1 protein-coding gene is annotated in these 9,999 nt (G+C 69.0%); it reads left to right on the top strand.

Features of this window, described 5'->3' with window-relative positions; all coding sequences use genetic code 11:
• On the top strand, positions 1–9,999 hold a 9,999-nt coding region (locus tag QOD90_RS30625), incomplete at both ends, for an amino acid adenylation domain-containing protein (RefSeq protein ID WP_526356210.1).

The raw sequence follows: 9,999 nt of genomic DNA, 5'->3' as shown, positions 1-9,999 counted from the left end.
CTGACGGGTGGTCATTGCGGCCACTGGTGGCCGACCTAGGGCTGGCCTATGCCAGCCGATCGAATGGGCTGGCTCCCGACTGGGTTCCACTACCGGTGCAGTACGCCGACTACACGCTGTGGCAGCGCGCCCAGCTCGGCGAACTCGATTCTCCCGCAAGCCCGATCGCCGACCAGGTCAGCTATTGGGAAGACACCCTGGCCGGTCTGCCGGAGAGGCTCGACCTGCCAACGGACCGCCCGTACCCGCGGGTGGCCGATCAACGTGGTGCCACGGTGGAGGTGGACTGGCCCGCCGAGTTGCAGCAGCAGATCAACCGGTTGGCGCGCGAGCACAACGCCACCAGTTTCATGGTGGTACAGGCCGCCCTGGCGGTCCTGTTGTCGACGGTCAGTGCGAGTTCGGATGTGGCCGTGGCCTTCCCGATCGCCGGACGACGTGATCCCGCGCTCGACGATCTCGTCGGCTTCTTCGTCAACACCCTGGTGTTGCGCGTCGACCTGGCCGGAAACCCCTCGATCGCCGGGCTATTGGCTCAGGTGCGGGCCCGCAGCCTCGCGGCCTACGAGCACCAGGACGTACCGTTCGAGGTCCTGGTGGAACGGCTCAACCCCACCCGCAGCCTCACCCACCATCCGCTGGTGCAGGTGATGCTGGGCTGGCAGAACCTGCCGTGGCAGAACGTCGACACCGCAGCCGGCTTGGTTCTTGGTGACCTGGAGGTCACCCCGCAGCCGGTGGACACCGAGGCGGCGCGGATGGATCTGTCGTTCTCCCTCTCCGAACGCTGGGGCGTGGCAGGCGAATCCGTCGGGATCAGCGGCGTCGTCGAATTCCGCACCGACGTATTCGACGCGGCGACCGTCGAGGCACTGGTGGAGCGGCTACGCCGAGTGCTGGTGGCGATGACCGCCGACCCGCAGCGGTCGTTGTCGTCGGTGAGCCTGCTCGACGACCAAGAGCACGCGCGTCTGGATGCGTTCGGCAATCGGCAGGTGCTGGCCCAAGCGACGACCCAGGCGTCGATACCGGAGCTGTTCGCAGATCACGTCGCACGCACTCCCCTTGCGATTGCGATCACCTGCCAGGACCGGTCGGTGACCTACGCGGAGCTGGATGAGGCGTCGAATCGGTTGGCGCACCTGCTGACCGACCACGGCGTTGGCCCGGGACACGTCGTCGCCCTGCTGCTCTCGCGATCAGCGGAGTCGATTGCGGCCATCCTCGCGGTGCTGAAGACCGGAGCGGCGTACCTTCCGGTCGATCCGGGATTGCCCTCCGAGCGCATCGAGTTCGTGCTTGCCGACGCGAGGCCCAGCGTCGCGATCACCACCGACGACTTCGCCAACCGGTTGGCTGCCTTCGATGGAGTGGTGCTTGACCTCGACGACGCTGCCGTTCACGGCCAGCCCGGCACGGCGCTACCCACGCCGACCTTCGACCAGCTGGCCTACCTGATCTACACCTCGGGCACCACGGGCGTGCCGAAGGCGGTGGGGCTGACCCATGGGAACGTGACGCAGCTGCTGGGGTCGCTGGAGGCGGGCCTGCCGTCGGCCGGGGTGTGGAGTCACGCGCATTCGCTGGCCTTCGACGTCTCGGTGTGGGAGATCTTCGGGGCCCTGCTACGGGGCGGCCGAGTCGTGGTGATCCCCGACGCGGTGGCGCGGTCGGCGCCGGATCTGTACGCGGCGCTGTTGGCCACGGGCGTCACCGTACTGACCCAAACACCCTCTGCCGCCGCGGTGTTGCCGTCGGCGGGGCTGGAGTCGACGGCCCTGGTGGTGGTTGGCGAGGCCTGCCCACCCGAGGTGAGGGACCGGTGGTCGCGCGCGCGGGTGATGATCAACGCCTACGGGCCCACCGAGACGACGATGTGCGTGGCGATCAGCGCCCCGATGACCGAGGGGTCGGGCAGTGTGCCGATCGGGTCGCCGGTGCGCGGGGCGGCGTTGTTCGTGCTGGACGCGTGGTTGCGGCCGTTGCCGGTAGGAGCAGTCGGCGAGCTGTACGTGGCTGGCGCCGGGCTGGGCGTGGGATATGTGGGCCGGGCCGGGCTGAGCGCGTCGCGGTTCGTCGCGTGCCCGTTCGCCGGGGCGGGGGCACCTGGCCAAAGGATGTACCGCACCGGGGATCTCGTCCGGTGGCGTGCCGATGGACAGCTGGACTATCTGAGTCGTACCGACGAGCAGGTGAAGATCCGCGGCTACCGCATCGAGCTCGGCGAGGTGCGGGCGGCGCTGGCCGCGTTCGACGGGGTGCGGCAGGCGGTGGTTGTCGCCCGCGAGGACCACCCGGGCGACAAACGCCTCGTCGGCTACGTGACCGGTAGTGCGAATCCGGCCGAGGTGCGTACCGCACTGGCCCAACGGCTTCCGGCCTACATGGTGCCCGCCGCGGTCGTGGCGTTGGACGCGTTGCCGCTGACGGCCAACGGCAAGCTCGACACCCGGGCCCTCCCCGCGCCGGAATACACCGCGGGCGCCTATCGAGCCCCCGCCGGCCCGGTCGAGGAGATCCTGGCCGGCATCTACTCCCAGATCCTTAGCGCGGACCGCGTCGGCACCGAAGACTCGTTCTTCGATCTCGGTGGGGACAGCATCACCGCCACGCGTCTGGTCGCCGCCATCAACACCAGCCTGCACGCCAACCTCGCGGTGCGCACGCTGTTCGAAGCACCCACCATCGCCGAACTGGCGCCCCGCATCGGCGTGGGTTCGGGGCGGCTGGAGCCGCTGGTTGCCGGCGAGCGCCCGGTGGTGGTTCCGCTGTCGTTCGCCCAGAATCGGTTGTGGTTCCTCGAGCAGTTGCAGGGTCCCTCGGCGGTCTACAACCTGGCGACCGCCTTGCGGTTGACTGGGCACCTCGACGCCGACGTGCTTCGGGCGGCGCTGGCCGACGTCGTCGCACGCCACGAGAGCCTGCGCACACTGTTCGCGGCACCCGACGGGATACCTCAGCAGGTCGTCATCCCCGTTGAGCGAGCCGAATTCGGTTGGCACGTCACCGATGCCACCACGTGGTCGACGGAGCGACTCGACGAGGAGATCGACGCCGCGTCACGATACGCCTTCGACCTGGCTGTCGAAATACCGATCAGGGCAACACTGTTCCGCGTCGCGGACGACGAGCACGTGCTGGTCGCCGTCGTGCACCACATCGCCGCCGACGGCTGGTCGATCACGCCCTTGGCGCGCGATCTGAGCCTTGCGTACGTCGGCCGCTGCGCCGGACACACCCCGGCGTGGACCGAATTGCCGGTGCAGTACGTGGACTTCACCCTGTGGCAGCGTGCCCAATTCGGCGACCTTCGGGACGGAAACAGCCCCATCGCCGCGCAACTCGACCACTGGCAGAGCGCCCTGGCCGGGCTGCCCGAGCGGCTGCAACTGCCTACCGACCGTCCCTATCCGATGGTCGCCGATCAGCGCGGCGCCACGGTCGCGGTGGAGTGGCCTGCCGAGCTGCAGCAGCAGATCGCTAGGGTGGCCCGCGACCACAATGCGACGAGCTTCATGGTGGTGCAGGCCGCCTTCGCGATGCTGCTATCCAAGATGTGCGCGACTTCCGATGTGGCGGTGGGTTTTCCGATTGCCGGTCGGCCCGATCCCGCGCTCGACGACCTCGTCGGCTTCTTCGTCAACACCCTGGTGCTGCGCGTTGACCTGGCGGGTGATCCCACCTTCGGCGACTTGCTAACCCAGGTGCAGCAGCGCAGCCTGGCCGCCTACGAGAACCAGGACGTCTCCTTCGAGGTGCTGGTGGAGCGGCTCAACCCCGCCAGGAGCCTGAGCCATCACCCGCTGGTGCAGGTGATGATGGCCTGGCAGAATCTCCCCGGGCTCGGGGCCAGACCGAATCACGGCACTGCCGGGCTTGCCCTTGGCGATCTGCAGGTCACGCCGATCCCGGTGAACACCAAGACCGCGCGCATGGATCTGACGTTCTCACTGGGGGAACTCTGGAGCGAGGACGGGGCGGTCGCGGGGATCGGAGGGACGGTCGAATACCGCACCGACGTCTTCGATGCCGCCACCATCCACGGGCTCGTCGAACGGTTGCAACGGGTACTGACGGCCACGAGTGCCGACCCGAGCCAGGCGCTGTCGGCGGTGGACGTCCTCGACGATTCCGAGCGGGCGCTACTCGACGACATCGGCAACCGGGCGGCGTTGACACCTCCGGCGGGCCAGCCCACCGACGAACGGTCGATTCCGGAACTGTTCACCGCTCAGGTCGAGCACACCCCCGATTCGGTGGCGCTCACCGGTGCTGACCGGTCGCTGACCTACCGCCAACTCGACGACGCAGCCAACCGGATGGCGCAGCTGCTGATCGCAAGGGGTGCGCGCCCGGGACAGGCTGTGGCGCTGCTGCTTTCGAGGTCCACCGACGCGATCGTGTCGATTCTCGGCGTCCTCAAGACCGGGGCAGCGTACTTGCCCATCGACCCGGCGCTGCCGTCGGCGCGGATCGAATTCGTGCTCGCCGACGCCACCCCGGTCGCCGTCATCACCACCGGCGATCTCGCCCAGCGACTCGACGGGTTCGGGGTGGCGGTCGTCGATGCCGCCGATGCCGCCGACCCAGCGCTCGACGCCCAGCCCGGCCCGCCTCTGCCGACGCCGTCCGCGGACGACCTCGCCTACCTGATCTACACGTCGGGCACCACCGGCGTGCCGAAGGGCGTTGCCGTTACTCACCGCAACGTCACGCAACTGATCACCTCGCCAGACTCGGGGCTGCCCGCTACGGGCGTGTGGTCGCATTGGCATTCGCTGGCGTTCGACGTCTCGGTGTGGGAGATCTTCGGCGCGCTGCTCCACGGCGGGCGGTTGGTCGTCGTCTCCGAAGCGGTGGCGCGCTCGCCGGAAGACCTGCACGCACTGCTCGTCGCCGAACGGGTGACCGTGGTGAGCCAAACCCCTTCGGCAGCGGGGGCGCTTTCGCCAACCGGTTTGGAAGCGGTCACGTTGGTGGTGGCAGGCGAGGCGTGTCCGGTCGAGCTGGTGGACCGCTGGGCGCCGGCGCACACGGTCGTCAACGCCTATGGCCCGACCGAGGCCACGGTGTACGCGGCGATCAGTGCCCTCCTGACATCCGGTTCGGGCACCGTCCCGATCGGGACGCCCGTTCCCGGTGCGGCGGCGTTCGTTCTGGACGGCTCGTTGCGGCCGGTCCCGGTCGGGGTCGTCGGCGAGTTGTACGTGGCAGGCGGGGGCGTGGCGGCCGGGTACGTGCGACGGGGCGGGTTGACGGCAGCACGCTTCGTGGCGTGCCCCTTTGGCGGACCGGGGGCACGCATGTACCGCACCGGGGACCTGGTCCGGTGGCGCGCCGATGGTCAACTGGACTACCTGGGTCGGGTCGACGAGCAGGTCAAGATCCGCGGATACCGCATCGAGCTCGGCGAGGTGCGGGCGGCACTGGCCGCGCTCACCGGCGTGGATCAAGCGGTGGTCGTCGCGCGCGAGGATCGCCCCGGTGACAAACGCCTGGTCGGCTATGTCACCGGATCGGCTGATCCGGCCGGACTCCGCGTGGCGCTGGCCGACCGGCTGCCGACGTACATGATTCCGGCCGCCGTGCTCGCGCTCCCCGAGCTGCCACTGACACCCAACGGAAAGCTCGACACCCGCGCCCTGCCTGCACCCGAATACGCCGCAGCCGGATATCGTGCGCCGGGCAACGCGGTCGAGGAGATCCTGGCAGGCATCTACGCCGAGGTGCTCGGTGTCGATCGCGTTGGGATCGACGACTCCTTCTTCGACCTTGGCGGAGACAGCATTTCGTCGATGCAGGTGGTGACGAGGGCACGCGCCGCGGGCCTGACCTGCCGCACCAGGGATCTCTTCGTCGAACAGACCGTCGCCCGACTGGCGCGGGTGGCCACCTCGTTCAACGCCGATGCCGACGTGATCGACGAAGGCGTCGGCCCGGTCTCCGCCACCCCGATCGTGCGGTGGCTGGCCGAGGTGGACGGGCCCGTGGGCCAGTTCAACCAGACGGTCCTGGTGCAGGCCCCGGCCGGGGCAGGCCTGGCCGACGTCGTGGTGGTGCTGCAGGCCCTGCTCGATCGTCATGCCACGCTGCGGCTCCGCGTCGAGGACGACGGCGCCGGGGGCTGGTCGCTGCTGGTGCCCGAGCCAGGGACGGTGGACGCTCAGCAGTGCGTGCACGCGGTCGAGACGATGTCCGACGAGGCACTGGTGGCGGCGCGGTCACGGCTGAACCCCGCCACCGGTGCGATGCTCAGCGCACTGTGGGTATCCGACGTCGGCCAGCTGGTCGTCATCGTTCACCACCTGGCCGTCGACGCGGTCTCTTGGCGAATCTTGCTGGAGGACTTGAACATCGCCTGGGTGCAGCACCGGGCCGGGCAGCCGGTGGCGTTGCCGACCGGTGGCACGTCGTTCCAGCGCTGGGCGGCGCTGCTCACCGAACACGCCGGCCACCGGGACGTCGTAGCCCAGGCGGATGCCTGGAAGCGGGTAGCCGAGATACCCGCCGTCCTGCCCGCGGTTCAACCCGCCAGGGATACCTTCGCCACCGCCGGTCAGCTGTCGCTAGAACTGGACGCCGAGACGACCGGCATGCTTCTTGGGGAGGTGCCCGCCGCATTCCACGCCGGAGTGCAGGACATCCTGCTGATCGCATTCGCGCTTGCAACAGCGGAATTCGTGGGTAGCAGCCCTGCGCCGATCGCCATCGACGTCGAGGGCCACGGGCGTCACGAGGAACTGGTGGGCTCCGACAATCCCATCGACCTGTCGCGCACCGTCGGCTGGTTCACCACGAAATACCCCGTCGCCATGGCGGTCGGCGGGGTGTCCTGGCCCCAGGTGGTCGCCGGAGACACGGCACTGGGGGCGGCACTCAAGGACGCGAAGGAGCAGCTCCGCGCCCTTCCGGACACGCTGACGTACGGACTGCTGCGCTACCTGAACGACGACGTCGACCTCGCCGCGTCCGAACCTTCGATCGGATTCAACTACCTAGGGCGCCAAGGCGGCGCGGCTGCGCTCTCCGAGGAACTCTGGCGGATCGGAGATGGCTGGTCGACGACCGGTGCGGTCACGGCGATACCCATGCCATTGATGCACACCCTCGAGCTGAACGCCGGGACCATCGAGACCACGGACGGCAGTCGGCTGCATGCCAATTGGACCTGGGCGCCGTCGGCGCTCGACCAGTCCCAGGTCACCCGACTCGGCCAGATGTGGTTCGAGGCACTTTCCGGCATCTGCGCGCACGTTCGGGCCGGTGGGGGAGGACTTACCCCGTCCGACGTAGTGCCCGCCCGCCTCAACCAGGGACAGCTCGACGAATTGCAGCGGCGACATCGGGTCGCCGACGTGCTCCCACTGACGCCGGTGCAGCAGGGTCTGCTCTTCCATGCCAACGCCGTGCAGGGCAGCGACGACCTGTACGCCGGGCAGCTGGAAATCAGCGTCGCAGGTCGGCTCGACGAGGTCCGGCTGCGCGATGCGGTGCACGCGGTGGTCGGCAGGCATCCCAACCTGGCGGCCCGCTTCGAGCAGCGCTTCGGCGAGCCGGTGCAGGTCATTCCGGCTGACCCCGCGGCGAGTTGGCATTACGTCGAACTGCACCGCGACTCGGACACCGACCCAGGTGCCGAGATCCAGCGGATCTGCGCCGCCGAGCGGGCCGCCGTGTGCGAGCTCGGCGACCACCCGGCGTTCCGGGCCTTGCTAATTCGCGTCGCGGCCGACAGCCATCGATTCGTGCTGACGAATCACCACATCGTGCTGGACGGCTGGTCGATGCCGATTCTGCTCGGCGAGATCTTCGCGGGCTACTACGGCCAACGGCTGCCGGCGGCCGCCCCCTACCGCAACTTCATCACCTGGTTGGCAGAACGTGACCACGACGCCGGCCGCGGCGCCTGGGCCGAGCTGCTCGATGGCTTCGAGACCCCCACCCTGGTCGGTCCTCACGACCGGCTGGAGCAGGGCCGGCGAAGCGTCGAGACGTTCAGCCTGTCCGCCGAGATCACCAGGGCCGTCGGCGAATTGGCTCGCTCGCGGCACGCCACCGTGAACACCGTGCTGCAAGCCGCCTACGCACAGCTGCTGTGCTGGGTGACCGGTCAGCACGACGTCACCTTCGGCGCGACGGTCTCGGGCCGCCCTGCCGAAGTCCCCGGGGTGGAATCGATGGTCGGGCTCTTCATCAATACGGTGCCGGTCCGTGCGACCATCACTGCCGCCACCACCACCGCGGATCTGGTGGATCAGCTGCAACTTGCCTACCACGACACGCTCGAGCACCAACACCTGTCCCTTAGTGAGATTCACCGAATCACGGGCCAGGAGCGGCTTTTCGACACGCTCTTCGCCTTCGAGAACTACCCGGTCGACGCCGACGCGTTGACCGGCGCCCACGAACTGGCGATCACCGACGTCACCGCCAGGGAATCGACCCACTATCCGTTGGCGGTCCAGGCGCAGCCCGGTCACGAACTGACGCTTCGCGTCGAGTACGACACCGACGTGTTCGATGCGGCTGCCATCTCGACGCTGATCGAGCGGTTGCAGCGGGCATTGGTGGCCATGACCGCGGACCCAGGCCGCAGGCTGTCGTCGATGGATGCGCTGGACACCGACGAGCATGCCACGCTGGACCGCTGGGGCAGCCGGGCCATCCTGGAGCGACCGGTCGCCGGGGCCTCGGTTCCGGAGCGGTTCGCCGCCCAGGTGGCCCGCACGCCCGACGCGGTGGCGCTGATCTGCGAGGGCCGAGCGCTGACCTACGCTGAGCTCGACGAGGCGTCGAACCGGATGGCGCATCTGCTGGTCGCTCACGGGGCGGGCGCGGGACAGTCCGTGGCGCTTCTCCTTTCGCGGTCGGCCGAGGCAGTCGTGTCGATCCTGGCGGTCCTGAAGTCGGGGGCGGCGTACCTGCCGATCGACCCGGCGCTTCCGACGGCTCGGATCGAGTTCATGCTTGGCGACACCGCGCCGGTCGCGGCGGTCACCACGGGGAATCTGGCCGGGCGGCTCACGGGGTTGGGTGTGCCGATCGTCGACCTCGATGACGAGGCCGCCGACTCGCAGGCCGCCACGGCGCTCCCACTGCCAGACCTCGACGACATCGCACACGTCATCTACACCTCGGGAACCACCGGCGTGCCGAAGGGCGTTGCGGTCACGCACCGCAACGTCACCCAGTTGTTCGATGGCCTCGAAATCGGTATCGACCTCACGCCGGATCAGGTGTGGACGCAGTTCCACTCCTACGCCTTCGACTTCTCGGTGTGGGAGATCTGGGGTGCGCTGCTGCACGGTGGGCGGCTGGTGGTGGTGCCCGATGCGGTGGCCCGGTCCGCCGACGACTTCCATGCCCTGCTGGTACGCGAACGGGTCACCGTCCTCACCCAAACCCCCTCGGCTGCAGCGGTGTTGTCCACCGACGGCCTCGAGTCGGCGGCACTGGTGATCGGGGCGGAGGCGTGCCCGCCCGAGTTGGTGGATCGGTGGGCGCCCGGCCGGACGATGGTCAACGTCTACGGCCCGACCGAGACGACGATGTGGGCCTGCAAGAGCACTCCGCTGACGGCGGGGTCCGGGGCCCCGCCGATCGGGTCGCCAACCGCGGGCGCGGCATTCTTCGTCCTCGACGAGTGGCTGCGGCCCGTGCTTCCCGGCGCGATCGGTGAGCTGTACCTGGCGGGTCGCGGTGTCGGCGTTGGTTATTGGCGCCGCACGGCCTTGACTGCGTCGCGATTCGTGGCGTGCCCCTTCGGTGGGATCGGCGGTCGGATGTATCGCACCGGGGATCTGGTGTCCTGGGGTCCCGACGGGCAGTTGCGCTATCTGGGCCGCGCCGACGAGCAGGTCAAGATCCGCGGGTACCGCATCGAACTCGGTGAAGTGCGTTCGGCATTGGTCGCACTGGAGGGCGTCGAACAGGCCGTCGTCATCGCCCGTGACGGCCGGGTGGGCGGCAAGCGCCTGGTGGGATACGTCACGGGGACGG

The organism is Mycobacterium sp., from assembly GCF_032161845.1.
GTDB lineage: Bacteria > Actinomycetota > Actinomycetes > Mycobacteriales > Mycobacteriaceae > Mycobacterium.
This window is presented reverse-complemented; position numbering and strand designations above follow the sequence as displayed.